Origin of the sequence: Pseudomonas alkylphenolica (assembly GCF_016009175.1) — a bacterium.
Taxonomy (GTDB): domain Bacteria; phylum Pseudomonadota; class Gammaproteobacteria; order Pseudomonadales; family Pseudomonadaceae; genus Aquipseudomonas; species Aquipseudomonas alkylphenolica_B.
The window spans coordinates 317,324-341,403 of record NZ_JADUCM010000002.1 but is presented as its reverse complement, the minus strand read 5'-3'; the positions used below and the strand labels follow the sequence as shown (position 1 = coordinate 341,403).

23 protein-coding genes and 1 pseudogene are annotated in these 24,080 nt (G+C 57.6%); 10 read left to right on the top strand and 14 right to left on the bottom strand.

Features of this window, described 5'->3' with window-relative positions:
• Position 1: 1 nt before the first annotated feature.
• Genes arsJ through I5S59_RS03810 form a run of 8 tightly spaced genes read right to left on the bottom strand, consistent with a single transcriptional unit; the run spans position 2 to position 5,865 of the window.
• Positions 2-1,234, bottom strand: coding sequence for an organoarsenical effux MFS transporter ArsJ (gene arsJ / locus I5S59_RS03845; protein ID WP_197875465.1), 1,233 nt, complete (start codon positions 1,232-1,234; stop codon positions 2-4).
• Between the two features lie 9 nt (positions 1,235-1,243).
• Complete coding sequence (locus I5S59_RS03840) at positions 1,244-2,248, bottom strand: ArsJ-associated glyceraldehyde-3-phosphate dehydrogenase (RefSeq protein WP_197875464.1); 1,005 nt, start codon at positions 2,246-2,248, stop codon at positions 1,244-1,246.
• Between the two features lie 32 nt (positions 2,249-2,280).
• Positions 2,281-2,784 (bottom strand): cyclin-dependent kinase inhibitor 3 family protein, encoded by a 504-nt coding sequence (locus I5S59_RS03835; protein WP_197875463.1) that lies wholly within the window; start codon positions 2,782-2,784, stop codon positions 2,281-2,283.
• An 11-nt stretch (positions 2,785-2,795) separates the two neighbouring features.
• Positions 2,796-3,512, bottom strand: a complete 717-nt coding sequence (arsH, locus tag I5S59_RS03830) for an arsenical resistance protein ArsH (RefSeq protein ID WP_197875462.1) — start codon at positions 3,510-3,512, stop codon at positions 2,796-2,798.
• Positions 3,513-3,516: 4 nt separating this feature from the next.
• Entirely contained in the window at positions 3,517-4,578 is a 1,062-nt protein-coding gene (arsB, locus tag I5S59_RS03825; RefSeq protein WP_197875461.1) for an ACR3 family arsenite efflux transporter, read from the bottom strand.
• An 18-nt stretch (positions 4,579-4,596) separates the two neighbouring features.
• Positions 4,597-5,067 carry an arsenate reductase ArsC gene (locus I5S59_RS03820; protein WP_197875460.1) on the bottom strand — a complete coding sequence of 157 codons (471 nt, stop codon included), beginning with the start codon at positions 5,065-5,067 and terminating at the stop codon, positions 4,597-4,599.
• Positions 5,068-5,086: 19 nt separating this feature from the next.
• Positions 5,087-5,443, bottom strand: a complete 357-nt coding sequence (locus tag I5S59_RS03815; RefSeq protein WP_075046327.1) for a metalloregulator ArsR/SmtB family transcription factor — start codon at positions 5,441-5,443, stop codon at positions 5,087-5,089.
• An 8-nt stretch (positions 5,444-5,451) separates the two neighbouring features.
• Entirely contained in the window at positions 5,452-5,865 is a 414-nt protein-coding gene (locus tag I5S59_RS03810) for an arsenate reductase ArsC (RefSeq protein ID WP_197875459.1), read from the bottom strand.
• A gap of 115 nt (positions 5,866-5,980) precedes the next feature.
• Between I5S59_RS03810 and I5S59_RS03805 the strand changes: the two genes are divergently transcribed.
• The 3 genes from I5S59_RS03805 to I5S59_RS03795 all read left to right on the top strand — a co-directional run bounded on the left by I5S59_RS03805 (position 5,981) and on the right by I5S59_RS03795 (position 9,608).
• A complete protein-coding gene (locus I5S59_RS03805; protein WP_197875458.1) occupies positions 5,981-6,319 on the top strand; it encodes an ArsR/SmtB family transcription factor in 339 nt (112 codons plus the stop codon).
• A gap of 41 nt (positions 6,320-6,360) precedes the next feature.
• Positions 6,361-7,434: a flavin-containing monooxygenase gene (locus tag I5S59_RS03800; protein ID WP_197875457.1), complete on the top strand. Its 1,074-nt coding sequence runs from the start codon at positions 6,361-6,363 to the stop codon at positions 7,432-7,434.
• Positions 7,435-7,622: 188 nt separating this feature from the next.
• Positions 7,623-9,608, top strand: a complete 1,986-nt coding sequence (locus I5S59_RS03795; protein WP_197875456.1) for a hypothetical protein — start codon at positions 7,623-7,625, stop codon at positions 9,606-9,608.
• Between the two features lie 185 nt (positions 9,609-9,793).
• On the opposite strand, the gene I5S59_RS03790 is transcribed toward I5S59_RS03795, so the two are convergent.
• Genes I5S59_RS03790 through I5S59_RS03780 form a run of 3 tightly spaced genes read right to left on the bottom strand, consistent with a single transcriptional unit; the run spans position 9,794 to position 12,227 of the window.
• Entirely contained in the window at positions 9,794-11,158 is a 1,365-nt protein-coding gene (locus I5S59_RS03790) for an NAD(P)-binding domain-containing protein (protein WP_197875455.1), read from the bottom strand.
• Complete coding sequence (locus I5S59_RS03785; protein WP_197875454.1) at positions 11,155-11,670, bottom strand: arsinothricin resistance N-acetyltransferase ArsN1 family A; 516 nt, start codon at positions 11,668-11,670, stop codon at positions 11,155-11,157. Before I5S59_RS03785 ends, I5S59_RS03790 begins: the two co-directional genes overlap by 4 nt.
• 59 nt (positions 11,671-11,729) lie before the next feature.
• Positions 11,730-12,227 carry a MarR family winged helix-turn-helix transcriptional regulator gene (locus tag I5S59_RS03780; RefSeq protein ID WP_197875453.1) on the bottom strand — a complete coding sequence of 166 codons (498 nt, stop codon included), beginning with the start codon at positions 12,225-12,227 and terminating at the stop codon, positions 11,730-11,732.
• 136 nt (positions 12,228-12,363) lie between these two features.
• On the opposite strand from I5S59_RS03780, the gene I5S59_RS03775 reads away from it, so the two are divergent.
• Entirely contained in the window at positions 12,364-13,563 is a 1,200-nt protein-coding gene (locus I5S59_RS03775) for an MFS transporter (RefSeq protein WP_197875452.1), read from the top strand.
• A gap of 153 nt (positions 13,564-13,716) precedes the next feature.
• Here I5S59_RS03775 and I5S59_RS03770 read toward each other — a convergent pair whose 3' ends face one another.
• Positions 13,717-14,772 carry a Fic family protein gene (locus tag I5S59_RS03770; protein ID WP_232239557.1) on the bottom strand — a complete coding sequence of 352 codons (1,056 nt, stop codon included), beginning with the start codon at positions 14,770-14,772 and terminating at the stop codon, positions 13,717-13,719.
• Between the two features lie 658 nt (positions 14,773-15,430).
• Here I5S59_RS03770 and I5S59_RS03765 point away from each other — a divergent pair.
• The 6 genes and pseudogenes from I5S59_RS03765 to I5S59_RS03740 form a co-directional block, all read left to right on the top strand.
• Positions 15,431-16,687, top strand: a pseudogene (locus I5S59_RS03765) (YifB family Mg chelatase-like AAA ATPase); the annotation flags it as partial.
• 167 nt (positions 16,688-16,854) lie between these two features.
• The gene (locus I5S59_RS03760) at positions 16,855-17,643 is read left to right on the top strand and encodes a winged helix-turn-helix domain-containing protein (RefSeq protein ID WP_197875450.1); all 789 of its coding nucleotides are present in this window, start codon (positions 16,855-16,857) and stop codon (positions 17,641-17,643) included.
• Between the two features lie 2 nt (positions 17,644-17,645).
• On the top strand, positions 17,646-18,122 hold the full coding sequence (locus I5S59_RS03755) for a hypothetical protein (protein ID WP_232239556.1): 477 nt from the start codon (positions 17,646-17,648) through the stop codon (positions 18,120-18,122).
• A 36-nt stretch (positions 18,123-18,158) separates the two neighbouring features.
• Positions 18,159-18,923: a DUF3313 domain-containing protein gene (locus tag I5S59_RS03750; RefSeq protein ID WP_232239555.1), complete on the top strand. Its 765-nt coding sequence runs from the start codon at positions 18,159-18,161 to the stop codon at positions 18,921-18,923.
• A gap of 42 nt (positions 18,924-18,965) precedes the next feature.
• Positions 18,966-19,466, top strand: coding sequence for an outer membrane beta-barrel protein (locus I5S59_RS03745; RefSeq protein ID WP_197875449.1), 501 nt, complete (start codon positions 18,966-18,968; stop codon positions 19,464-19,466).
• Between the two features lie 131 nt (positions 19,467-19,597).
• Positions 19,598-21,028 carry a mechanosensitive ion channel family protein gene (locus I5S59_RS03740; protein ID WP_197875448.1) on the top strand — a complete coding sequence of 477 codons (1,431 nt, stop codon included), beginning with the start codon at positions 19,598-19,600 and terminating at the stop codon, positions 21,026-21,028.
• A 16-nt stretch (positions 21,029-21,044) separates the two neighbouring features.
• On the opposite strand, the gene I5S59_RS03735 is transcribed toward I5S59_RS03740, so the two are convergent.
• The gene (locus I5S59_RS03735) at positions 21,045-22,331 is read right to left on the bottom strand and encodes an NAD(P)/FAD-dependent oxidoreductase (RefSeq protein ID WP_197875447.1); all 1,287 of its coding nucleotides are present in this window, start codon (positions 22,329-22,331) and stop codon (positions 21,045-21,047) included.
• A 155-nt stretch (positions 22,332-22,486) separates the two neighbouring features.
• Positions 22,487-23,977, bottom strand: coding sequence for an aldehyde dehydrogenase family protein (locus tag I5S59_RS03730; protein WP_197875446.1), 1,491 nt, complete (start codon positions 23,975-23,977; stop codon positions 22,487-22,489).
• Positions 23,978-24,080: the final 103 nt, after the last annotated feature.

Below are 24,080 nucleotides of genomic sequence, written 5' to 3'. Positions count from 1 at the left end.
GTCAGCTTGGCGGCTGTGTAGTGTCGCCGTGCCGGGGCAAGGCGATTGAGATGAGGGCGGCAGCCAGTACAAAAGCGCTCGATACCCACAAGCAGGCCTCCAGCCCATAGGCCTGGAACACCCAACCTGACAGCAGCGTGCCGACCAAGCGCCCGAGAGCGTTGGACATGTAGTAGAAGCCCACATCCAGAGAGACGCCGTCTTCCTTGGCATAGCTGACAATCAGGTAGCTGTGCAGCGATGAGTTCACGGCGAACAGCACGCCAAACAGCATCAGCCCACCGAGCAGTACCAGCTGAGCCGACCAGCCTGTGCTCAGCCCCAGAGCAATTAATGCGGGTAGCCCGGCCAGCGCGATGGCCCAGATGAAGGCCGCTTGGCCGTCCGGCACATGGCCACGCTTCTTGCCGGTGATGCTGGGGGCAAACGACTGCACGATGCCGTAGCCGATGATCCAAGCGGCAAGAAAGCCGCCGACCAACCAGAAGTCCCAACCAAATGTGGTGCTCAGGTAGACCGGCAGCGCTACGACGAACCAGACGTCGCGAGCGCCAAAGAGAAACAATCGTGCGGCCGAGAGGATGTTGATCGCCCGGCTTTTGGACAGCATGTCGCGGAATTTTGGTTTGGCCTTGGCCTTGCCCAGGTCTTTTTTCAGCAGCAGCAAGCTGCCTATCCAGATCAATGCCAGCACCGCCGCCATGGCCAGCACCGCCATGGAGAAGCCGAGCAGCGCGAGCAGTGCACCGCCGAGGAAGAAGCCCACGCCTTTGAGCGCGTTCTTCGAACCGGTGAGGATGGCTACCCACTTGTAGAGGGTGCCTTGCTGGCTATCTGGCACCAAGAGCTTGATAGAACTCTTGGCACTCATCTTGTTGAGGTCCTTGGCGACGCCGGACAAGGCTTGGGCTGCCATCACCCAAGGCACCGTCAGCCAGGCCGCTGGCACCGTGAGCATCAGCAAGGCCAGGACCTGCATGCCCAGGCCGATGTTCATGGTGCGATTGAGACCCAGGCGGGCGCCGAGGTAGCCGCCCACCAGGTTGGTGATCACGCCGAAAATTTCGTAGAACAGGAACAGCGCGGCGATCTGCAGCGGTGTGTAGCCAAGTGTATGGAAGTGCAAAACCACCAACATGCGCAACGCGCCGTCGGTGAGGGTGAAGGCCCAGTAATTGCCGGTAACCAGCAGGTACTGACGCACTTCCGTAGACAGGGCTGACAACGCCTTCATGATCGCCGTTTACTCCGCCGTGCCGACCAGTCGGGCCAGCTCCGCTGCACGATTGGCGTAGCCCCACTCGTTGTCGTACCAGGCGTAGATCTTCACCTGAGTGCCGTTGACCACCAGGGTCGACAGCGCATCGATGATCGAAGACCGCGGATCGGTGCGGTAGTCGATGGACACCAGTGGGCGTTCTTCGTAGCCCAGGATGTCCTTCAACGGGCCTTCGGCAGCCGCCTTCAGCAGCGAGTTGACCTCTTCAGCCGTGGTTTCACGGGCCACCTCGAACACGCAGTCGGTCAGCGAGGCGTTGGCCAGCGGTACGCGCACGGCGTGACCATTCAGCTTGCCGCGCAGTTCGGGGAAGATCTCGGCGATCGCTGTAGCCGAACCGGTGGTGGTCGGGATCAGGCTCATGCCCGAGGCACGGGCGCGGCGCAGGTCCTTGTGCGGGGTATCAAGGATGCTCTGGGTATTGGTCAGGTCATGGATGGTGGTGATCGAGCCGTGGCGGATGCCCAGGTTCTCGTGAATCACTTTGACCACCGGGGCCAGGCAGTTGGTGGTGCAGGAAGCGGCGGTGACAATGCGGTGCTGGGCCGGGTCGAACAGGTGCTGGTTTACGCCCATCACCACGTTCAGCGCGCCTTTTTCCTTCACCGGGGCACAGACCACCACGCGTTTGACGCCCTGATCCAGGTAGGCCTGGAGCACGGCTACCGACTTCATCTTGCCGCTGGCCTCGATGACCAGGTCGCAGCCCGACCAGTCGGTGTCGGCGATGGTCTTGTTCGCTGTGACCTTGATGCGTTTGCCATCGATCACCACCGAGTCGCCTTCTGCACCTGCTTCGCGGTGCCAGCGTCCGTGGATCGAGTCGAAGTTGATCAGGTGGGCGTGGGTCTCAGCGTCCCCGGCCGGGTCATTGATCTGTACGAATTCGAATTCCGGCCAGTCCCAGGACGCGCGCAGCGCCAAGCGACCGATACGTCCAAACCCATTGATGCCTACTTTGATTGCCATGTTCTTGTTCTCGAGTCGCGGTTCGCGAGCGGTCAGAGGGTATTGGTGAACTGATTGATGTAGCTGACGTGTGCAGGGTTTTGAATCGCTCGCGGGCGCAGGGCCTGAACCTGAGCGATGGCCTCGTGCACAGGAATGCCGCACTCGATCATCAGGCGGGCTGCGAACAAGCCGGTACGGCCCGAGCCACCCTTGCAGTGAATAGCGATCGATTTGCCAGCCATCACCAGCTCTTTTAGGCGCTCCCGATGGGTTTCCCAGGCGGCAGCAAAGGGCTCGCCGGGAGCCTGATCATCCTCCACCGGCAGGTGGAACCATTCGAGGCCCAACAGCTGGCATTCTTCAGGCAGTAGATCGACCTCGTTCTGCAGCAGCTCTTCATCCGGCATCAGGGTTACCAGTGCGCTCGCACCGGCATCGCGCAGTGTCGCCAGAGCCTGGGAGACCGACGTGTCCTTGGTACCAGGGCACGGGGTGAAGATCAGTTGGCCGATCAACTGGGGAGTAGTCAGCACGGAATACGGGTGCAGTTGCATGCTCAAAAGCCTCAGATGGAGCGTTGATTGACGCGCTTCGATAGTTCTTCAGCCGACTCTTTGCGTTCGGAGTAGCGATCGACCATATAGTCGGCGCGATCACGCAGCAGCAGGGTGAATTTCACCAGTTCCTCCATCACGTCGACGACACGGTCGTAGTAGGAAGAAGGCTTCATGCGGCCCGCCTCGTCGAACTCCAGATAGGCCTTCGGCACTGACGATTGGTTAGGGATGGTGAACATGCGCATCCAGCGGCCAAGCACGCGCAGCTGATTGACCACGTTGAACGACTGCGAGCCCCCGCAGACCTGCATCACAGCGAGGGTTTTGCCTTGAGTGGGGCGCACGGCACCCATGCTCAGCGGAATCCAGTCGATCTGCGACTTGAACACGCCGGTCATCGCACCGTGGCGTTCTGGCGAACACCAGACCATGCCTTCCGACCAGAGCACCAGGTCGCGCAGCTCTTTGACCATGGGGTGGTCGTCGGGTACGTCATCCGGCAGCGGCAGGCCCGACGGATTGAAGATCCGCGTCTCGGCACCGAAGTGCTCCAGCAGGCGGGCTGCTTCCTCGGTCAGAAGGCGGCTGAAAGAGCGTTCTCGGGTCGACCCATACAGTAGCAGGATGCGCGGTTTGTGGGTGGACTGCTGCTCGATAGCCAGCTTTTCGGAAGACGGCAGATCGATCAGATCACTGTCGATGTTGGGGATATGGTGTTCGGTCATGATTTCACTCCTGGGACAAGGCACCAGATGGCTGATCGAACCAGCGACGCTTGAGCCACAAGGCAACGCCGACCAGGGAGATCAGTACCGGTACTTCCACCAAAGGCCCGATGACGGTGGCAAATGCTACCGGCGAGGCAAGGCCAAAAGTGGCAATGGCCACGGCAATGGCCAGTTCGAAGTTGTTACTGGCAGCGGTAAATGCCAGCGCGGTGGTGCGTGGGTAGTCGGCCTCCAGCAGCTTGCCCATCCAGAAGCTGATGAAGAACATCACCACGAAGTAGATGGTCAATGGGATGGCGATGCGCAGCACATCCAGAGGCAGTTGCAGCACCATGTCGCCTTTCAGGCTGAACATAGCGACGATGGTCAGCAGCAACGCTACGAGCGTCAGCGGGCTGATCTTCGGAATGAAGCGCTCCTCGTACCACGCGGAGCCCTTACGGCTGATCAGGATCTTGCGGGTCAGGAAGCCAGCCAGGAATGGGATACCCAGATAGATCAGTACCGATTGGGCAATTTCGATGAAGCTGGTTTCGATGATGCTACCTTCGAGGCCGAACAGCGGCGGCAGAAGGCCCAGGAAGATCCAGGCATACACGCTGAAGAACAGAATTTGGAAGATGCTGTTGAAGGCGACTAAGCCCGCAACGTACTGGTTGTTGCCGCCCGCGATCTGGTTCCACACCAGCACCATGGCGATGCAGCGTGCCAAGCCGATGAGGATCAGGCCGGTCATGTACTCGGGCTTGTCGGAGAGGAAAACGACAGCCAGCCCGAACATCAGCACCGGGCCAATCACCCAGTTCTGAATCAGCGACAAAGCGAGGATGCGCTTGTCTTTGAAGACCTGTGGCAGTTCCTCATATTTCACCTTCGCCAATGGCGGGTACATCATGACGATCAGGCCAATGGCAATGGGGATGTTTGTCGAGCCAACCGACAGGCTGTTCAGCCATGTAGGCAGTCCCTGGAAGAGACTGCCGAGGCCAATGCCAAGGCCCATGGCCAAAAAGATCCAGACCGTTAGGTAGCGATCGAGGAATGAAAGGCGGCTCTTGCTCATGGTGAATCTCCCTTAACGTCAGAGCGTTCCGATGCGTGCCAGCTCGGCCTTGAGCTGGGCGGCATCCAGTTGTTCGAAAGGCAATGCGAGAAATGCCGTAATGCGGCGCTTGATGTGTTCAAGCGTGGCGTCGAAAGCCTCATCCAGTTCGGCGGCGCTACCTTGCAGGTCCGACGGATCGGAAAGCCCCCAATGAGCTTTTACTGCCGGCCCGAAGAACACGGGGCATGCTTCGCCAGCGGCCTTGTCGCAGACGGTGATGACAAAGTCCGGGGCAAGCTCGGCGTGTGAGTCACTGGACTTGCTGCTGAGACCATCGGTGGAAATACCGGCGCGCTGCAACGCAGCGATGGACAACGGATGCACCTCGCCCTTGGGCTGGCTTCCGGCGCTGAAGGCCTTCATACCGGTCGGGGCCAAGTGATTGAACACGGCTTCGGACAGGATGCTGCGGCAGCTATTGGCGGTGCAGAGGAACAGAACTTTCATCGGCTTTTCTCGGCAGTGATCAGCAGCAGGAGGCCACGCGCTGTGGGCGGTCACCCATGGTGTCCAGTCGTTTGGAGCTGGTGCTCAGCCATTCGCGATTGGCCTCCAGCGTCGTTGTCAGGACCTCGCGTACCCAGGCGGGCAGCTGGGGATGTAGCCGGTAGTAAACCCACTGACCCTGCCGGCGGTCTTCCAGCAGGTCACACGTGCGCAATTGCGCTAGGTGGCGGGAAACCTTGGGCTGGCTTTCTTCCAGCGCACAGGTCAGCTCACAGACGCAGAGCTCCTCCTCGCGAGCGATCAGCAACATCATCCGAATGCGGGTCTCGTCGGCGAGGCATTTGAAAACCTTGGTAGGGGTCAGCGAGTCAGTCATAGCGGTTCTCAGTGTTTGGTTTTCACGAGGACGAACATCTTGATGCGCTCATGAATCTCGTGGAGCGTGTGGCGGAAGGCGTCGTGTTTGTCGCTGGTGACAGGGTCTTCGAAGCTCCATACCAGCTGCTCGCCAAAAGCCGGAAGCGCTTGGCATTCCTGGGCGGCCTTGTCACATAGGGTAATGACGTAGTCGAAGTATTCACCGGCGAACTCGTCGATGGATTTGCTACGCAGGGCGCTGGAGTTGATGGCGAGGTGCTCAAGGGCGGCATAGGTTCGCGGGTCGACTTCGCCAGGCTGAGTACCTGCGCTGAAAGCCTCGAAGCGCACAGGGTCTGTGTGTCGGAGCAATGCTTCGGCGAGCTGGGAGCGAGCAGCGTTTGCGGTGCAAACAAACAGGACGCGGATCTTGCCAGTCATCACTAGGTACTCTGCGCGTATATGGTTTTCCGAATATACGCTTTTCCGAATGTATCGCAAGCTTGTGATGATGGGTGGCTTTACATGTGCGTCTTCATGCACATATATTGCTCTCATGACGACTACCGATAATCTCCGCGCCCAAGCTATCGATGCTGCCATCGAGTCGCTGGATGAAGCCTTCTTCAAAGCTCTCTGCGAACCCTCTAGGGTCGCGGTGTTCAAGCGCGTGATTCAGTTAGGGAGGGCGGATGTCGGCGAAATCGCCAAAGCCTTGCCGCAGGAGCGCTCTGTGATTTCAAGGCACTTGCAGGTGCTGCACGACGCTCACATCGTGAAAGCCACCAAAGTGGGCAGACAGGTTTTCTACGAAGTGAATGGGGGGGCGATCGTCGAGCGTTTGGAGGGCCTCCTCCAGCGAACCAAGGGTCTGGTTTCGCTGTGCTGCCCGTAGCTAGGCTTTTTTTCTCTTGATATATGCATGAGTGTGCACATATGAATGAATTGAGTCGTACTTTGGATGTGGTTGTCATTGGGGGAGGCCAAGCAGGTTTGGCGTTTGGTTGGCACTTACAGCAACACGGCTTGGATTTTCTCATCATCGATGAGCAGACACGCCCAGGCGGAAACTGGCGTAACTACTACGACAGCTTGCAGTTGTTCTCCCCGGCTGAATACTCAGCGCTGCCAGGACTGCCGTTTCCTGGTGATCCCAAAAGCTATCCGCTACGGGACGAGGTGGTGAAGTACCTTGAGGCCTATGCTGGCGAGTTTCGACTGCCTTTTCAGGGCGGAACCCGAGTGATGGGCGTAGCGCAGAAGGAAAAGGTATTTGAGGTTCGCTGCGACACCGGAGCGACCTTCTGCGCGCGTTCTGTGGTCGTAGCATCGGGAGGATTTAGCCGTCCGTTTACGCCCAGTATTCTAGGGCTGGAGAGCTTTTCAGGGACTTGCCTGCACAGCTCGGCTTATCGAACGCCAGAGCCCTTTGCTGGCCAGCGCGTTGTAGTGGTTGGAGCTGCGAACTCAGCTGTTCAGATCGCCTATGAGCTTGCAGGCGTCGCAGAGGTAGTGCTGGCTACTCGCGAGAAAATCCGTTTCTTCCCGCAGCGAATCCTCGGGCTCGACTTTCATGCCTGGCTGAAATTCACCAAGTTGGAGCAAACGCGATGGTTGAGTGACCAGAGCACGCCCGTACTCGACACCGGCAAATACCGGAACGCCCTAGACACCGGCCGATTCCAGCGCAGGGGCATGTTTCAGCAGGTGCTGCCAGACGGTGTGGTCTGGCCAGACGGAAGCACCACTAAGATCGATGCGCTGATTTTTGCGACAGGCTTCCAGCCAAACCTCGATTTCCTGACAGGCCTCCCGGTTGCAAACCGGAGTGGGCGTGTGGCGCAGCACAATGGTGTGGCCAGCCAGGTGGCCGGCCTGTATTTCGTGGGCTTGCCTAAACAACGGAATTTCGCCTCGGCAACGCTCAGGGGCGTCGGTTCTGACGCGGGTCACATAATGCCTCTACTCCGTCATCACTTGAGTAGAGATTGCCCGCCTAACCAGCGATAAAGAAAAGCAAGGCTGCCTCTATGTAATGGCCTTTTGCATCATTATCATTAACAATCACTGCGGAGGCTCCAGTTATGGCTTTGTGGCATCGGATAATTGCCATTTAGAGCCAAGGTTGATTAATCGTCAATTTAGGAAGCGTGCCAAAACGATTGTTCGCTTATTTTAGATTATGCTTGGAGCAAAAATTGGTCATTGACAATGCCATCGCCATGAAACTAGGAAGCCCGCTGGTAAATCTCGCCTTACTTGAGACATTAAAGTCAGATAAAATTCAAGACGAGATAGATCTTTTTTTGCCTTTCATCGCTGTAACAATTCGTGAAATAGACAAGCCTATAATTGAAAGCGTCGACGTCCAAGTAAAGCTATCCGAATTGTTTGGATTTCGTCCACCTATCTCTGCAATTAAAGTTTTGATGAGCAGGGCTAAACGGCGCGGCCTTCTAGTTAGAGAAAACTCCGCCTTTATTCCAATACACGAAAAAGTACGAGAATGGTCTAATGGTTACGAGGGGAAAAAAGAAGATTTAAATATATCCCTAGATAGCCTAAAGGGTGCGCTTGTACAATTCACATTGGATAGATTCAAAAAAGCGCTACACCTCTCCGAGGCGGAGCAACTAATATTTAGGTTCATAGAGGAAAATGTTTCTGCCGTAATTAGCAAGCGTGCGTACAATAGGGCCGAGCTAAATGAAAGCATAAAAAACACTGACCACATAATTGCTTCTTTTATCAGTCACATACATCGAAAAGAGCCAGTGCTCCTAGACCATTTTGGTCGCTGTGTAAAAGGCATGCTGCTTGCTAATTATTTGTTTTTTGCTGATAAAATTAACAGCAAAAAGACTTTTGAAAAGATGTCGGTTTACCTGGACTCGCCTCTTGTAATCGGCTTGATGGGGTTTAACGGAGCACAAAACAAGCAAGCCAATCAAGAATTCATTGATCTACTGAAATCACTTCAGATTCAAGTATATATTTTTGATCGGACGCTTGACGAAATAGAACGACTGTTATCTGCCTGGAAATCAGATATCGGCCGGAAATTTTATGGTCGATTCAATACTAAGACTTTGGAACTTCTTAGGTCTCAGGGGTTTGATGAAGCTCGCTTGGATACGGAGATAAAAAAATTATCGCGAACCATTGAAGGTTTAGGGATTATAATTAAGTATGGCTTCTCCGCAAAAGAAAGATATCAGTGTAACGAGAAAGAACTGGAAGCTGCAATTGCCAAAAATTTCAAAAAAAACAAGAATTTAGAGCACGACACCATTTGTATTTCACGAGTGCATAACTCGCGGGAAGGGCGATTCATCAAGAGTCTAAGCGAAAGCTATTCAGTATTCGTAACCGGTAACACTGGCCTAGCAAAATTTGCTAATGGTTATTTCAGTAAGATTGAATATCGATCGTCAATTCCTGTTGTGGTATCCGAGCAGTGGATGACAATTATGTTCTGGCTTAAAAGACCTGACATTGCAGGGAGGCTACCAACGGATCAGATCGTCGCCACAGCTTATAGCCTCTTATATACAGATGACAAATTCTGGGACTCATTCATTTCACGAATGGAGGCCATCCAGAAGAGAGGGCTTTTGTCGGAAGAAGATTTTGTGGTGGTGCGTTGGGATTCCGATTTGCTGAGGCTTGTACACGATGTATCAGTCGATGTGGGTGAGGATTTTTCCGAAGATGACGTATTTGAAATAGTTGAAGCGATAAAAGCTAAAAATGAAGAAGAGTCTAAGGCGCTGATTTCTGAGATACAGACAGCTTCTGAGCTTGCACTTCAAAAAGAGAGAGAACAATCGCAGCAAATACTAGAGGCCGAGCGTTCAACAAACAGGCTTCTTTCTGACCGAAATGCCGCACTCGAAAGGAATGTTTCTAAGTTTGCCGGTTATGTATCTAATCTAATATCAGGTACTTTCTGTTTATTCGTGGCCTGCTGTTTTGTTATTGCTACCATACAAGGATTGCCGCCGACAACCATTCCGGAAGAGTGGAAGCTGAGTTTCATACCCACTGCATTTCCTAGAATAGTATTGCTCGTGACGGCTATCTGGGGCGTGGCTAGTTGGTTTTTCGGTCTTGATGTGCTCAAAATGCACAAAAAGTTAAAAAAATGGTTAACGTCTAAGATATTGAGTTTTTTCACAACTTGAGGCGCTCGTGAGGTTGGCCGGTCTAAGAACACAGTGACAAAGCGCACTAGCCAAATCCAATACAGTAGGTGATCAGGTCGAATGCAAACGGGTGGTCGAGCGGAGTGAAAATTCGCATCTGTTCAGTTCCACCCTGCCAGATCTGACCTCTGGCAGGGTGACGGCCTGACGCGTTGCAAGAATCCCTATGCGCGGTTCGCCGGCGTGCAACAGCTCGCCTTCTGAACCGGAGCCTCTGGCAGTGGTTCTTGCGATCCACAGCAGCTGGTATGTGTAGGTGTTACAGGTGCGCAATAGCTGGAGGTTTCTTCCTGCGCTTCAAATTGGAGGCTGCAGACGCCGGTTTCGGGCAGTTCCAGCTCGACCCGTCTCGCAGCATCCCAGTCTCCAGCAAGCCCCGCGGCTACAGAGCGAACTTGTTCATACCCCGTGAGCATCAGGAATGTTGGGGCACGACCGTAGCTCTTCATCCCTACGATAAAAATGCCTTCGTCAGGATGGGACAACTCGTCGATGCCATGCGGGCGAACGGTGCCGCAGCTGTGTTCGTTTGGATCGATCAACGGTGCCAACTGAGCCGGGCTTTGAGTAGCTGGGTCGATTGCCAGCCGCAGTTCGCTCAGGAGCTGCAGATTGGGGCGGAAGCCTGTGGCGACGATGATCTCGTCCGCTGCTGGCAGCGGCTGGCCATTGCTATGCACAACGACTCCCTCGTCAGTCGACTCAATCTGGCTGATCGAAACGTCTTGGTAGAGCGTGATCTTCCCTTGTTCGAGCAGTGCACGGATTCGCAGGCCCAGGTTACCTCGCTCTGCCAGCTTGTCGTTGGCACCTCCGCCCAGAATTTTTTCCAGGGAATGCCCGCGGATTGCCCAGTACACCTTGGTGTCCGGCAGTTGAGCCAGATCCTGTAGAGCATTGAAGGCTGAGTGCCCACCGCCTACGACCAAAACCCGGCGACCTTGATAGCGCGCCCGCGCGCTGCCGCTCACATCGGGAAGGCCATAGGCAATGTGTGCTTTCGCGTTCAGTTCGCCCAGTGCTGGAATGCCAGAGGCTCCCATCCAGTTTGGGGTTTCATACGTACCCGAGGCATCAATCACTGCGCGAGCCTGGATGTCTCGCTCGCCGTTTGGTCCTTTGACGCGCACCAGGAAGGGGGCGGCATCGCGACCTTTAGTCTTCTGTACATCCGCGCCGGCCTTGGTTACTGCATGTACGCGAGTGTTCAGGTGGAGGCGATCCCTAATTACAGGTAGCTCGGCCAGCGGAAGGAGGTAACGGTCCAGTAACTCACGACCAGTGGGGTATGTACCGGCGTCGGGAGCTTGCCAGCCGCTAGTGGCCAGAAGCTTTGCTGCCTCCTTGTCCACGTTGTACTCCCAGGGCGAGAACATGCTGACGTGTCCCCATTGGCTGATGCTTTCTCCGGCTTGGTTGCCCGCTTCAAAAATCAGAGGATTCATGTCACGTGCCAGCAGGTGCGCAGCAGCGGCCAGGCCCACGGGGCCAGCGCCGATAATTACGATGGGAAGGTCAGATTGGCTCATGCTCGTTCTCCTGTGTCAGGTTGATTTGAGGGAAAAACTCGTTCAACGATGGCGCAGTCCAGCCAGCGTCCTTCAAGGCAGGCGTGTTTCTCGTAGATACCAACCTTCCTGAATCCACAGGATTGGCAGAGGGCCAAGCTCGCTTCGTTGAACGTGAAAATGCGAGAGAGGACTTTCCAGAAGCCGCGTGCCTCTGCTTCGCGCAGTAATGCGTTCAGTAACGCCTTGCCTATGCCGCGCCCGCGGGCATCGCGTCGCAGGTAGATTGAGAAGTCGGCAATCCCGTCATAGCAGGACCGCGCGCGATAGCTGCTCAGGTTCGCCCAGGCCACCACTGCACCGTCGAGCTCCACGACCAGCACCGGATGGCGAGACATATCGGCAACCCAGGGCAGTACATCCTTGGCGGTGCGCGGTTGAGTCTCAAAGGTGGAGCTACGGTCTTCGATTCCCTGGTTGTAAATGTCGGCAATGGCCTGAACATCACCGAGCTGAGCGAGGCGGATATGCATCTGGCTTCCTTTTAAGTTGGCAGTAACAACAATATTGGTAAAAAAAGGGGTTTCCCCCTTCATTTCTCGTGCGGCTGGGCTGGGCAACATTCGTTAGCCAAGCCACAACGGACCTCGGCGGCACGGGTCAACTGACGCAAGAGCGTCAGTGCTCCCTGGCGTACCTCCGGTGCCATGCTGCTGATCATTGCCTTCTCTTCGGCGATCAGGTCAGCGCGAATACGCTCATACAGGTCGGCGCCGGCTTCAGTGGCCTGGACGCGGACAGCCCGACGATCTTCCGGATCTTCCACGCGAGAGACGTAACCTTTTCGCTCCAGCGTATCGACGACACGGCTGGCAGTGCTCTTGTCCAGGAACATCTCTTCGGCCAGCGCCTGGAGGCGCAGCGCTCCCTGCTTCACCAACGTTTCAACGGCGTAGCACTGGGTGACGGAAACGTCGTAGCAGCAGATGCGGTCGCGATCCCTGAATTGGTAGACCCGCACCAACTGGTTCACCGCTTCATACAGGGCTTCCGCATCTTGGCTCAGGTCGTCATTAAGCTTGCTGGGCATGTCTTTTCCAATTGGTTGTCACTTGCAACAATATGGGCGCCGATTGATTTCGTCAACTCTTCGCCCATCAGATTGACCTCTCCACGCCCAATGGACTATCTTGGTTGTCACTAACAACTATTAAAAATGGACTGCCGTGACTCGACATGAATCGTACCTGCCTGTCAGCGTGAACCGCATACGGCTGGTGCTCGCGTTGGGCATCACCCAAATCTTTGCGTGGGGGTCCACCTTCTACCTACCGGCAGTCCTGGCTGGCCCGATTGCTCGGGACATGGGCTGGTCTCTGTCGTCTGTCGTAGGTGGCCTGTCCTGGGGCATGCTAGTTGCGGGCCTCTGCTCACCTATTGCCGGCCGTTTGATTGATCGGCGTGGAGGGCGTTCTGTACTTGTCTTCAGCTCACTGATGCTGAGTGCAGGGCTCTTGGTAATGTCTGTGGCAAGCAATTTGTGTCTCTACTACCTGGCTTGGTCGTTACTTGGCCTGGCCATGGCCACCGGCTTGTACGATGCGGCATTTGCCACGCTGGGGACGCTTTTGGGAGAACGGGCCCGGGGAGCGATCACGGGGTTGACGTTGATTGGTGGGTTTGCCAGCACCATCGGCTGGCCCGTAATGGCCGCGTTGGAGTCTTGGATCGGCTGGAGAGAAACCTGCTTGGTGTTGGTTTTGGTGCATGTACTGGTCGGCCTGCCGATTCATTGGCTGGCAGTACCGAAGCCGCTCGATGCAGGAAGAGGATCAGCGCCGGAAGCTCAGGTAGCCCTTACGCTGGATCATGGTAGCCGCCGACTATTTTGGCTTCTAGCAGGGCTGCTAACAGTCATTGCCTTCGTGATGGCCAGCCTATCTGTCCACCTGCTGACCTCCCTCCAGCAACTGGGGCTTCCTATCGTCACGGTGTTGGCGGTCGGAATGGTCATTGGACCCGCCCAGGTGGTTGCCAGGGTGCTGGAGTTTTCTATCGCGCGGCACCTTCATCCGACCTGGTCGGCTCGCGTCGGCGTTCTTGTGAGCCTCCTTGGCATTTGCCTGTTCATCCCGGGCGTGCCGTGGCTGGCATTCGTCGCTGCAGCGCTTTACGGCGCGGGTAATGGGATTCTCACCATCGCCAGAGGAACACTACCTCTGGCGCTTTTTGGTGCGGAGGGGTATGGGGCTCGGATGGGGGCTCTAGCGCGGCCGATGCTTCTAGCGCAGGCTGCCGGACCATTTGCTGCGGCATTCGTATTGAGTGGTCGAGGTGCATCAATGATGCTTGTGCTGATGGCGATGATGGTAGGTGTGGCGTTGTGTAGCAGCCTAAGGTTGCCCACGGAACCTGTTCATGAGTAACGCTAGGAGTGCCTGTCAAATGTCCGCTTTTGGCGAAAGCAGTCGCTCATGACTTACCGCCCTCGACTCAGAAAGTGGAGCTCAAAAGAATCAGGCTTGAGCTCAGAGGTAGCGGCGATTAAACCTGAGCGTATGACGTTCAAGGCCACCTGATTACCAGAGGGCGGGGAACAGGAACTCGATTGAATGTCGGGAGAGGCTTAGAGAAACCAACTTGAGTCCCCCCCATTTGATCAACCCCTCGTCGGCCATCTGCGAAAGAAGGGTTTGGGTTGTACTTTCATTTAAGCCTAATTTGGTTTGGATAGCGCCGAACGACTGATCACCGTGGTGCAGCAAATCCTTGTAGATTTCGCAAGCTTTGATCCTGAACTCCGGCACCACCTCACTTTTTATGGCGTAGAACGCTTCCTGATGGCGCTGTTGGAAGTAGGTGTCGATTCGCTGATTCAGCAGCCGGGCTTCTAGTATGGAATTGAAATAATTCACCTGATCAAGAGCGGTCTCGACGAAGTAGCGGGTGAATTTCAGCAACCCGGAATCGGAGAGTTCGCCACGTCCGTCGAGATCGCCTTTACGTACATGGTCAGCAGCATTGAGCGCTGCATAGTACGCTTCGGCGTTGCGGCCGAAGCCACGAGACATTGACCACAGGTCTGAGCCAACCAGACCACCGGACTTGAGATATTGGTCGGTGAATAGGCGACCTGCGCGGCCATTACCATCCATGAACGGGTGAATCCACATCAACCTGTGATGCGCAGCGGCAGCAGCCAGAATTGGTGAGATGCCGTGGTGCCGGTCTACCCGGTACGCGATTTCGAACCAATTCATGTAGGACAGAAGTTTCTCGGCAGTAGGCGGGATGTGCTTGCCGACCCTGACACCCCGATCCCTGAACTGTCCCGGGACCATACGGATGCTCTCGCCCTCATCGTTGACTTTAATGTCCAGATGCACGTCGGAGATGCCTTTGTAAAGTTCCCGGTGCATACGCGCAACTGCGTCCTTGGTGCAGATTAGCGAATCAGCGATCGAGTCATCTGCCAGGCGCTTCTGCGCTTCAATATGGCATTTAATCTCCTCTAAATCTTTTGAGGCTTTGACGCCGGTTAACACCTCATGGGGGCGTAACACGTCTGCGGGTAGCGCGGAGTTGCCCTCAATTTTGTTGCTGTAATACGAATTCACTTTGTAAAGCTGCTCCATCAGGGGGAGCCTTAGCGATGGGAGGACGTTCATGCGAAGCGCTGCGTCGAGCCGCATGACCTCAACGACCGCATCCTGTAGGTCGCCAGGGATTCGGTCTTGAGTGATGAGGGGGGTAAGTGCCATTTGCCGGATTATTACTTTGCCGTGAGCCTAGACTTTGTTCGAAAGTGAGGTCGCAGGCTTTGTGAATAGCACGGATGGGGGGCTCACATACCAGACCTAAAGTCTCGAAATTATGTAGATCCTAATCATTGTGGACTGGCATAGAGTTAGAGTCTACGAATTCGAAAATTGGCCTTGCTTCTGGGTGCTGCAATGGATCAGTAGCTGCTTTCGTCTGTGTCGCTAGGTGAAACGCGACAGCATAAGCGCTAATCGGTATGGATCTTCGGCCAGCGTACCGCTGGTAATTCCGGAGCGCTTCCGAGTGTTGGTAGCTTGCCTTCGCTCAATGATTACTAAGACTGCAGGTCAAATCCGTTGTGATCGGGCGAGTAAGTGGAATGCTGCTCCACAGCAACGTAGTGCAGACAAAATTCATCATTTGAAGAAAAAAAATCTGCGCAGGTATGGACATACCCTTAATGCCTTCAAACCTAGAGAAGTGAAGGCTTACAGAAGATGTCCATACCCTGCTTACAAGCCGGTGGTAAGTCGCTTCGACCTGGCGATTGCCTTGGGCATTCTGGCGGCCAACGCGCAGTTTCCCCTTCAGTTGCTGGACGACGTGGAGTGCCTGGGAGAGCTGGCGTTGTCCGGGGCGATCCGGCCGGTGCAGGGTGTGCTGCCGGCGGCCCTCGCCGCACGGGATGCCGGCCGGGCCCTGGTGGTGCCACGGGAAAACGCTGAAGAAGCGTGCCTGGCCACTGGGTTGGTAGTGTTCGCCGTCAGCCATCTGCTGGAGCTGATCGGGCACTTCAACGGCCAGGCGCCGATCACACCCTATGCCGCCAACGGCCTGCTGCTACAGGTGCGCCCCTACCCCGACCTCAATGAAGTGCAAGGCCAGGTGGCGGCCAAGCGCGCACTGCTGGTGGCCGCCGCGGGCGCTCACAATCTGTTGTTCAGTGGTCCGCCCGGTACCGGCAAGACCCTGCTCGCCAGCCGCCTGCCCGGCCTGTTGCCACCGCTGGATGAACGCGAAGCACTGGAGGTGGCGGCGATTCAGTCGGTGGCCAGCCATGTGCCATTGAGCAACTGGCCGCAACGCCCGTTCAGGCACCCGCACCACTCGGCTTCCGGGGCGGCGCTGGTGGGGGGCGGCAGCCGTCCGCAACCCGGGGAGATCACCCTCGCCCATCACGGTGTGCTGTTCCTGGATGAGTTGCCGGAATTTGAACGAAGGGTGCTGGAAGTATTGCGCGAGCCGCTGGAGTCCGGGGAAATCGTCATCGCCCGGGCCAAGGACAAAATCCGCTTCCCGGCGCGCTTTCAACTGGTCGCGGCGATGAATCCCTGCCCCTGTGGATATCTCGGTGACCCCACCGGACGCTGCCGCTGCGGCAGCGATCAGATCCAGCGTTATCGCAACAAGCTCTCCGGCCCCTTGCTTGACAGGATCGACTTGCACCTGACCGTCGCCCGCGAAGCCACTGCCCTGTGCCCCGTCGGCAACAATGGCGAAAGCAGCGCTGCCATCGCCGCCTTGGTCGCCGACGCTCGGGCGATCCAGCAACAGCGCCAGGGCTGCGCTAATGCCTTTCTCGACCTGCCAGGCCTGCGCCAGCATTGCGAGTTATCCACAGCCGACCAGCATTGGCTGGAGAGTGCTTGTGAACGCCTCACCCTGTCGTTGCGTGCGGCCCACCGCCTGCTGAAGGTTGCCCGCACGCTGGCAGACCTCGGACAGGCTTCGCACATCCGTCGCGAGCACTTGGCGGAGGCACTTCAGTATCGTCCGGCAACCCCCTGAGGCCTGCACAGAATTATTTCAACACTGTAATTATTTCAACATTGAAATAATTACACGCCAATAGTTTATTAATTCATCGCGGTAAATACAAGCGCGCCTTGTCGACTTGCGCCGTTAATTATGATCCCTATAATGGCCCGCACTTTTCACAACGCGCGATGTGTTTCATGAGCTACTATTTTCGATTAAAAAATAGCGCCCTTGTGGAGTTTGATCCTGATCGCTACACGCTATTAATCAACACATTACAAAGCCCGCCAGAGGAAATAACCCTGGCCCGCGCAGATGCGCGGATTCTCGAGCTGCTACTGCTTGAACCCGGGGCCATTTGCTCGCGCGAGGCCATCATGGCGTTCGCCTGGGATGATCGTGTCGTCTCGGCAGGCAGCCTCAACCAGTCCATCTTCATGCTCAGGAACATCCTCGGCGACAGCAAGGATCACGACCTGCTGATCACCGTGCCGCGACGCGGCTACCGCTTCAACAGCGACCACCTGGTGTCTCCTGTCGTCGACGCAGAGCAACCCGTCGGGCAGTCGATAATCGAGCCCCCTTCCATTACCCGCGTTCACCTCACACCGCCAATTGAGAAACAACGCCTGGGCATCGCGGTGCGGCTTGGCTATCTGGCGGTGACAGTATTTGCGCTGTTCACCCTGTGGCAACTGTACACCGGGTACGAACTACCGCATGACCTGCAAGTTGCAGAGATCAAACAAGGCGCATTATCAATTACCGCTGTCGGCAAAAGCAAACAAGAAGTAGATGCACTCAAGGCTGATGTTCTAAGTTCAGGTATTGCCACAGATCATTTGCGCGGCGAAGTGTTTATCAGCCGTACCGGTTCACGCACCAACCTTTCCTGCATTCAGAAAACCGGAGATGCCTACAACCTGGAGTTCTCCTTCCGCGAAGAGCGACTTATCAGCATGTTTGAAAAGTGTTTAGGGAGTTGATGATGAACAATCATCGCGCGGCATGGCGACATGCGCTGATTATCACGGTGATCTTCTCGGCCTGCCTGGCCGCGTTGTTCATGACCCGCTCCGTGCCCTACGAAAACAGCCAGCCTTATCGATCCGAAGGGCATCACTTCATGGGCCGCGACGTTCTGGACTTCAAGGAACGGCTGACGATCAGTGAACCCAGCGCCGTCATCAGCATGCTTGAACGCCTGGGCGACAAAGAACGGCACACTGCCGTGGGCGCCTCACTGGTAGAGGCCTCGCGCTGGCGAATAAAGATCAAGGTCGAGGATATCCAGGCCAGCAGCGAGGAACAGCTGTTCGACGTCAGTCGCAATTCGGAGCTGCTTTTTTCCCGCCAGTATTTCCGCCTGGGCTCCATTTTGAACCTGGCCGTCATCCCTACCCGCGGTGACGCGCTGTGCTACTACATCCTTGAGCTGGACCGCCTGCGCTGCATGAACGACTGATGATCTGCGGCACCCGCAGGCCACAAATGACAATTTTTGATTCCTGTTTTCTTCACCAACGGCCCAGATTGGGGAGAGGCCAGTCACCTCGATGTGACGTCAACAGGAATCAACATGCCGCTCAAACAACTCTCTGTATTTTTGCTCTCGCTAACCTTGTTCGGCTGCTCGATGGCACCCAGCATCGACACCGAACTAACCGCTACGGAACAAGCCGGCAACTCATCATTACAGGTCATCGAACACGATGACAAAACGGTAGCCTGGAAGCGCTCCGCGGCACCGTTCTCTGCACAACATGAAAAAGTTGTGTACCTCAACTTGCCGAAAACCTTTGCGCTTGAAGGCGATGATCCCCGGTTTGCCAAGTTTGCCGGTGATGCAAACACACTACGTCAGCACTTCCGCCGTCAGCTGGAACAGCAACTGACCGGCGCCGGTTATCGCCTGGTAGACAAGCCTGCGCCAAAGGCACTCTCGCTTAACGTGTCGATTGCCAATATCGAACGCGCACCACGTGATCCCAATGTCACCGAATACATCCCTATCGGCATGCTGGTCGGCCTTTCCCTGCATGCCACCGGGGTGCGCGATGAAACCCTGTATCTGTTCTTCCAGAGTGAAGTCAGCGACAGCCTCACCGGCGAGATGCTTGGCCGGGCCCTGGACCGCGTCAGCGGCAGGAACATCGACCAGTCTGCGGCCCCGGTCGTGGAAGACATCTATCCCGCGCTCGATAGTGCTGCGCAACAGATCCGGGAACGTCTGGACCGCGAGTTCCAGCCGAAGAAACCGGCCTGATCCGGCCATCCTCCCCCACTACTCAAGTACATTGGACGACTGATGAAATTCGCAAAACCGCTTGTAGCTGCCCTGTTCATGTTCAGTACCTTCAACGCCCTGGCCGATGACCGCGGCCTTTACGTCGGCGGCGGCCTGACCCGGGTAGAAATCGATGAGCACCAGATCAGCGACGACGACAATGCCTATAAAGCCTTCGTCGGCTACCGCCTGAACCCTTACCTGGCGTTTGAAGGCGCCTGGGTCGACCTCGGCCAGTTCGACGGCGACGACGGCAACTTCGAGGGCCACTCGGTACAGGCCGCCGCCCACCTCGGCATGCCGATCGGCCAACGTATTCGCCTGTTCGGCAGTGTCGGCGTGCATGCCTGGGATGCAGACCACGACATCGCTGGCGACAGCAATGACCTGGACATGACCTACGGCCTGGGTGTCGAGGTGGACGTGCTGCGCAACCTCGGTGTGCGCCTGGAACAGGAAGTGCTGAAAGTCGGTGACATCGATCTGGACCAGACCAGCGCCAGCGTTTACTTCATGTTCTGATGACATTGCGGCTCCTGCCTCCACAGCGAGCCGCTTTCCCCGCCTCACCCCATGGATCTCGCCGGGCATGCCAGTAGTAATTGCAGCCAACCTGCTCTTTACTAGCAACAGCCCACTGCGCCGAGACCCGCATGTTCGCATTCCTCCAGCATTACCCCTTGCTGATCGGCATTGCCTTGATCGCACTCGACGTGCTGCTCTGGCACCTGATCCCGGTCGAGCGACGCGCCTGGCGTATCGGCCTTAGGGTTGGCATGTTCCTGCTGTTCACCTGGGTGCTGATCAGTGCCGGCGTCAGCCCACTGCAACCGGCGCCCTGGCCCGAGGATGTGTCACGCAACCTGCTGGCGACCGTACTGGGCATCGCCTGGTGGTTGTTCGCCGCACGCGCGGTCACCGTCGTGACAGGCGTGTTCCTGGTGGCGCGCAGCAGCCATACCGGCCGGCTGCTTCAGGATGTGCTGGGAGCAGTGATTTTCCTGGTTGCCATCGTCGCCGCAGCCGCCTATGTGCTGGGCTTGCCGGTCAAGGGCCTGCTGGCGACCTCCGGTGTGATGGCGATTGTCATCGGCCTGGCGCTCCAGAGTACCCTCAGCGACGTGTTCTCCGGGATCGTGCTCAACACCACACGCCCCTATCAGATTGGCGACTCGATCAGTATCGACGGCACGGAAGGCAAGGTCATCGACATCGACTGGCGTGCGACCCGCCTGCTGACCAGCAGCGGCAGCCTGGCGGTGATTCCCAACTCGGTGGCGGCCAAGGCCAAGCTGCTCAATTTCAGCCAGCCCAACGATGTGCACGGTGTGTCGATCAGCGTCGTGGTGCCCGCCAAGGTGCGACCACGGCGCGTCATCGATGCGCTGGAAAAAACTCTGCAGGGCACCCGCAGCCTGTTGAGCACCCCCGCGCCGAAAGTGACGATCAAAACTGCCAGTCTGGAATCAGTCGAGTACGAGGCCAGCGGCTTCGTGGCCAGCATGAACCAGAAGGTCGAAGTGCGTAATCACATGTTCGATCTTGCCCACCGCCACCTCGAGGCCAGCGGTGTGGTCTGGAACGCCGATACCCAGCCCACACAGGCCTGGAACCGCCAACGTGCCCTGCTCGAAGATGTACGGATCTTCCGCTCGCTGAGCAGCGACGAGAAGGACAGCCTCAGCCAGCGCATGACCTCGGTGGAGTACCTGGCGGACCAGGTGATTCTCGGCGTGGGCGACAACTCGGACTTCCTCCTGGTGATCGGCACGGGCGTCGTATCGGCCGCCATTCGTGACGGCGACAAGCTGATCGAGGCCGGACGCATGGGTCCCGGTGAAGTGCTCGGCGTCGAAGGCTTGCTCGATGGCGACAACTCCAGCGCCGAGTTCCGCAGCCTGACCAGCTGTTTACTGTTTCGCATCAACAAGGAAGAAGTGCGCAGCTGCCTGGAGGAGCGCCAGGAGGTAAAAACGGCGCTGACCAAGCTGCAGCGCACCCGTCAGCAATCGAGCCAGTCACTGTTGGAACAGAAACCGGCAGCCATCAAGAAAGGCGGCTTTCTCAGCTGGCTGCACAAGTAGCCGTTACAACAGTCGTTTACAGCACCACCCGCAAGCATTGCCCGGCGTGATACAGCGAGAAGCCGGTTTCGTAGAAACTGGTGCGCAGCGCCGGTGCCGCGACCGGTTTCATGGCCGAGAACGGAATCGGCAGGGCATCGGGGTTGTCCTCCAGCAAGAACTGGGCAAAGGCTTTGCCGATCACCGTGCCGGTGGTATTGCCACGGCCGTTGTAGCCGGTCACGGCCACCAGTCCCGGTGCCGGTTCGAACAGGCGCATCAGGTGGTCCGGGGTGAAGTCGATACAGCCGGTCCAGTGCATTTCCCATTCGATCTTGCCCAGCTCCGGGTAGTAGTGGCTCTGGATGCGATCGGCCCAGCTGCGCACGAACCACGCCGGTTTGTTGTCGACCCGGCCGAGGCTGCCCAGCAGCAGGCGGCCCTGGTCGTCGCGACGGATGCTGCTGAGCACCGTGCGGGTATCCCACGAGCCCTGGCCGTGCGGCAGCACCTTGTCGGCGGCCGCGCCATGCAGCGGCTTTGAAGCCACCTGGTAGTAGTAGCCACGGAAGAACTGCTTCTGCAGGTTGCTCCAGTCGCCTTCGGTGTAGGCGCCAGTGGAGATCACCACCTTGTCGGCGCGCACCGAACCGCGTGCGGTCTTCACCCGCCAGGCGTCGCCGTCGCGCTCAAGGCCTTCGACGCAGGATTGCTGGAACAGCTTGCCGCCCAGGCGCGATACGGCGGCCGCCAGGCCCTGGGTGTAGCCCATGGGGTTGATGGTGCCGGCGCGGTGGTCAAGCAATGCCGCGGAAATTTTGTCAGTACCGCAGTACTCCTGGCACTGGACGCCGGTCAGCAGCTCGACGTCAGCCCCCCGGCGGCGCCACTGTTCGTGACGGGCCTCGAGGTCGGCAATGCCGGTGGCGTTGTGCGCCATGTGCAGGGTGCCTTTGTGTTGGGCCTGGCAGTCGATGCCCAGGCGTTCGATCATGGCGAAGACCTCGCCCGGGGCGTCGCCCAGCACCTTGTTCAGGCGGCTGCCCTGTTTCTGGCCCAGGGTCGCCTCGACATCGTCGGGGCGGATCCAGGTGCCGGCGTTTACCAGGCCGACATTGCGCCCGGAGCCGCCGTGGCCGATCTTCCAGGCCTCCAGCAGAATCACCGACTTGCCCTGTTCCAGCAGGTGGATAGCCGCCGACAGGCCAGTGATGCCACCACCGATGACACACACATCGGCCTTGTGCTCACCGGCCAGAGCCTGGGCGGCGACGGTCGGTTGGCTGACGTGTTCCCACAAGCATTGTTGACGCAGTTCGGACATGACCGGCTCCAGCAATTTGTTCTTGTTTGGGGCTGCTTTTCAGCCCATTCGCGGGCAAGCCCGCTCCCACAGGAGCCGCGGGCAGTGAAGATCCTGTAGGAGCGGGCTTACCCGCGAACCCGGGGCGCTGCCCCCGGCCATGCTGCATCAACCCATCAGTCGAACACGATCCCTTGCGCCAGCGGCAACTCACGCGAGTAGTTCACCGTGTTGGTCTGCCGACGCATGTAGGCTTTCCAGGAGTCGGAGCCCGACTCGCGGCCGCCACCGGTCTCTTTCTCGCCACCGAACGCGCCGCCGATTTCCGCACCGCTGGTGCCGATGTTGACGTTGGCGATACCGCAGTCGCTGCCCGACGCACTCTGGAAGCGCTCGGCTTCACGCAGGTCGGTGGTGAAGATGCACGAGGACAGACCTTGCGGTACGTCGTTGTTCAGGCGCAGGGCCTCTTCGAAGTCGTCGTAGGCCAGCACGTACAGAATCGGCGCGAAGGTCTCGTGACGCACGACAGCGCTCTGGGCCGGCATTTCGGCAATGGCAGGCGACACGTAGTAAGCGTTCGGGTACTGGTCGGCCAGCTGACGCTCGCCACCGAATACCTGGCCGCCTTCGTCGCGGGCCTTGGCCAGGGCGCCTTGCATGGCGTCGAACGACGGCTTGTCGATCAGCGGACCGACCAGGTTGTCCTTGCGTGGATCGCCGATACGCACCTTGGCGTAAGCCGCCTTGACCCGTGCCACCACCTCATCCTTGATCGAGCGGTGGACGATCAGGCGACGTAGCGTGGTGCAACGTTGACCGGCAGTGCCGACAGCGCTGAACAGGATGCCGCGCACGGCCAGGTCCAGGTCTGCACTTGGGGCGAGGATCATGGCGTTGTTGCCACCCAGTTCGAGGATGCTGCGGCCAAAGCGTGCAGCAACCCGCGGGCCGACTTCGCGCCCCATGCGGGTGCTACCGGTGGCGCTGACCAGCGGCACGCGCGGGTCATCCACCAGGGCTTCACCGGCGTCACGATCGCCGATGATCAGCTGGCTCAGGCCTTCAGGCGCATCGCCAAAGGCTTTCAGGGCTTTTTCGAACAGTGCCTGGCACGCCAGGGCAGTGAGTGGCGTTTTCTCGGAAGGCTTCCAGACCACGGCGTTGCCGCACACCAGCGCCAGCGAGGTGTTCCAGGCCCAGACCGCGACCGGGAAGTTGAACGCGCTGATGACCCCGACCACACCCAGCGGGTGCCAGGTTTCACGCATGTGGTGGCCTGGGCGCTCGGAGGCGATGGTCAGGCCGTACAGCTGGCGCGACAGGCCCACGGCGAAGTCGCAGATGTCGATCATTTCCTGCACTTCACCCAGGCCTTCCTGGGTGATCTTGCCGGCTTCGATGGACACCAGCTGGCCGAGGTCGGCCTTGTACTCACGCAGCACTTCACCAAACAGACGAATCAGCTCACCGCGACGTGGCGCCGGCACGTTGCGCCAGGCCTGGAAGGCTTGCTCGGCCTTATCGATCTTGGCCACGACCTGGGCTTTGCTTTCCAGGTGCACCGAGGCAATCGCGCTGCCATCGATAGGGGTGTGAACGGGATGGTTGCCGTGGGTGTAGGCACTGGCCGGGACACCAAGGCGGTCAAGCAGTCCATCAACCATTTTCTTCTCCTGCATGCGATGAGTGGTTGAATTAGTGATCCGGATCAGTATTAATCCGATCACTCTGGCGCAACAAACGACCTTTATTCTGCATATCATTCCG

Coding starts and splice junctions, on each gene's coding strand:
- I5S59_RS03785 (WP_197875454.1), bottom strand. CDS start 11,670: ATGCATATCCGCCTCGCTCAGCTCGGTGATGTTCAGGCCATTGCCGAC.
- I5S59_RS03805 (WP_197875458.1), top strand. CDS start 5,981: ATGACGACTACCGATAATCTCCGCGCCCAAGCTATCGATGCTGCCATC.
- I5S59_RS03790 (WP_197875455.1), bottom strand. CDS start 11,158: ATGAGCCAATCTGACCTTCCCATCGTAATTATCGGCGCTGGCCCCGTG.
- I5S59_RS03800 (WP_197875457.1), top strand. CDS start 6,361: ATGAATGAATTGAGTCGTACTTTGGATGTGGTTGTCATTGGGGGAGGC.
- I5S59_RS03755 (WP_232239556.1), top strand. CDS start 17,646: ATGAACAATCATCGCGCGGCATGGCGACATGCGCTGATTATCACGGTG.
- I5S59_RS03840 (WP_197875464.1), bottom strand. CDS start 2,248: ATGGCAATCAAAGTAGGCATCAATGGGTTTGGACGTATCGGTCGCTTG.
- arsJ (WP_197875465.1), bottom strand. CDS start 1,234: ATGAAGGCGTTGTCAGCCCTGTCTACGGAAGTGCGTCAGTACCTGCTG.
- I5S59_RS03815 (WP_075046327.1), bottom strand. CDS start 5,443: ATGACTGACTCGCTGACCCCTACCAAGGTTTTCAAATGCCTCGCCGAC.
- I5S59_RS03735 (WP_197875447.1), bottom strand. CDS start 22,331: ATGTCCGAACTGCGTCAACAATGCTTGTGGGAACACGTCAGCCAACCG.
- I5S59_RS03835 (WP_197875463.1), bottom strand. CDS start 2,784: ATGCAACTGCACCCGTATTCCGTGCTGACTACTCCCCAGTTGATCGGC.
- I5S59_RS03770 (WP_232239557.1), bottom strand. CDS start 14,772: ATGGAGCAGCTTTACAAAGTGAATTCGTATTACAGCAACAAAATTGAG.
- I5S59_RS03780 (WP_197875453.1), bottom strand. CDS start 12,227: ATGCCCAGCAAGCTTAATGACGACCTGAGCCAAGATGCGGAAGCCCTG.
- arsB (WP_197875461.1), bottom strand. CDS start 4,578: ATGAGCAAGAGCCGCCTTTCATTCCTCGATCGCTACCTAACGGTCTGG.
- I5S59_RS03810 (WP_197875459.1), bottom strand. CDS start 5,865: ATGACTGGCAAGATCCGCGTCCTGTTTGTTTGCACCGCAAACGCTGCT.
- I5S59_RS03745 (WP_197875449.1), top strand. CDS start 18,966: ATGAAATTCGCAAAACCGCTTGTAGCTGCCCTGTTCATGTTCAGTACC.
- I5S59_RS03730 (WP_197875446.1), bottom strand. CDS start 23,977: ATGGTTGATGGACTGCTTGACCGCCTTGGTGTCCCGGCCAGTGCCTAC.
- I5S59_RS03760 (WP_197875450.1), top strand. CDS start 16,855: ATGAGCTACTATTTTCGATTAAAAAATAGCGCCCTTGTGGAGTTTGAT.
- arsH (WP_197875462.1), bottom strand. CDS start 3,512: ATGACCGAACACCATATCCCCAACATCGACAGTGATCTGATCGATCTG.
- I5S59_RS03740 (WP_197875448.1), top strand. CDS start 19,598: ATGTTCGCATTCCTCCAGCATTACCCCTTGCTGATCGGCATTGCCTTG.
- I5S59_RS03820 (WP_197875460.1), bottom strand. CDS start 5,067: ATGAAAGTTCTGTTCCTCTGCACCGCCAATAGCTGCCGCAGCATCCTG.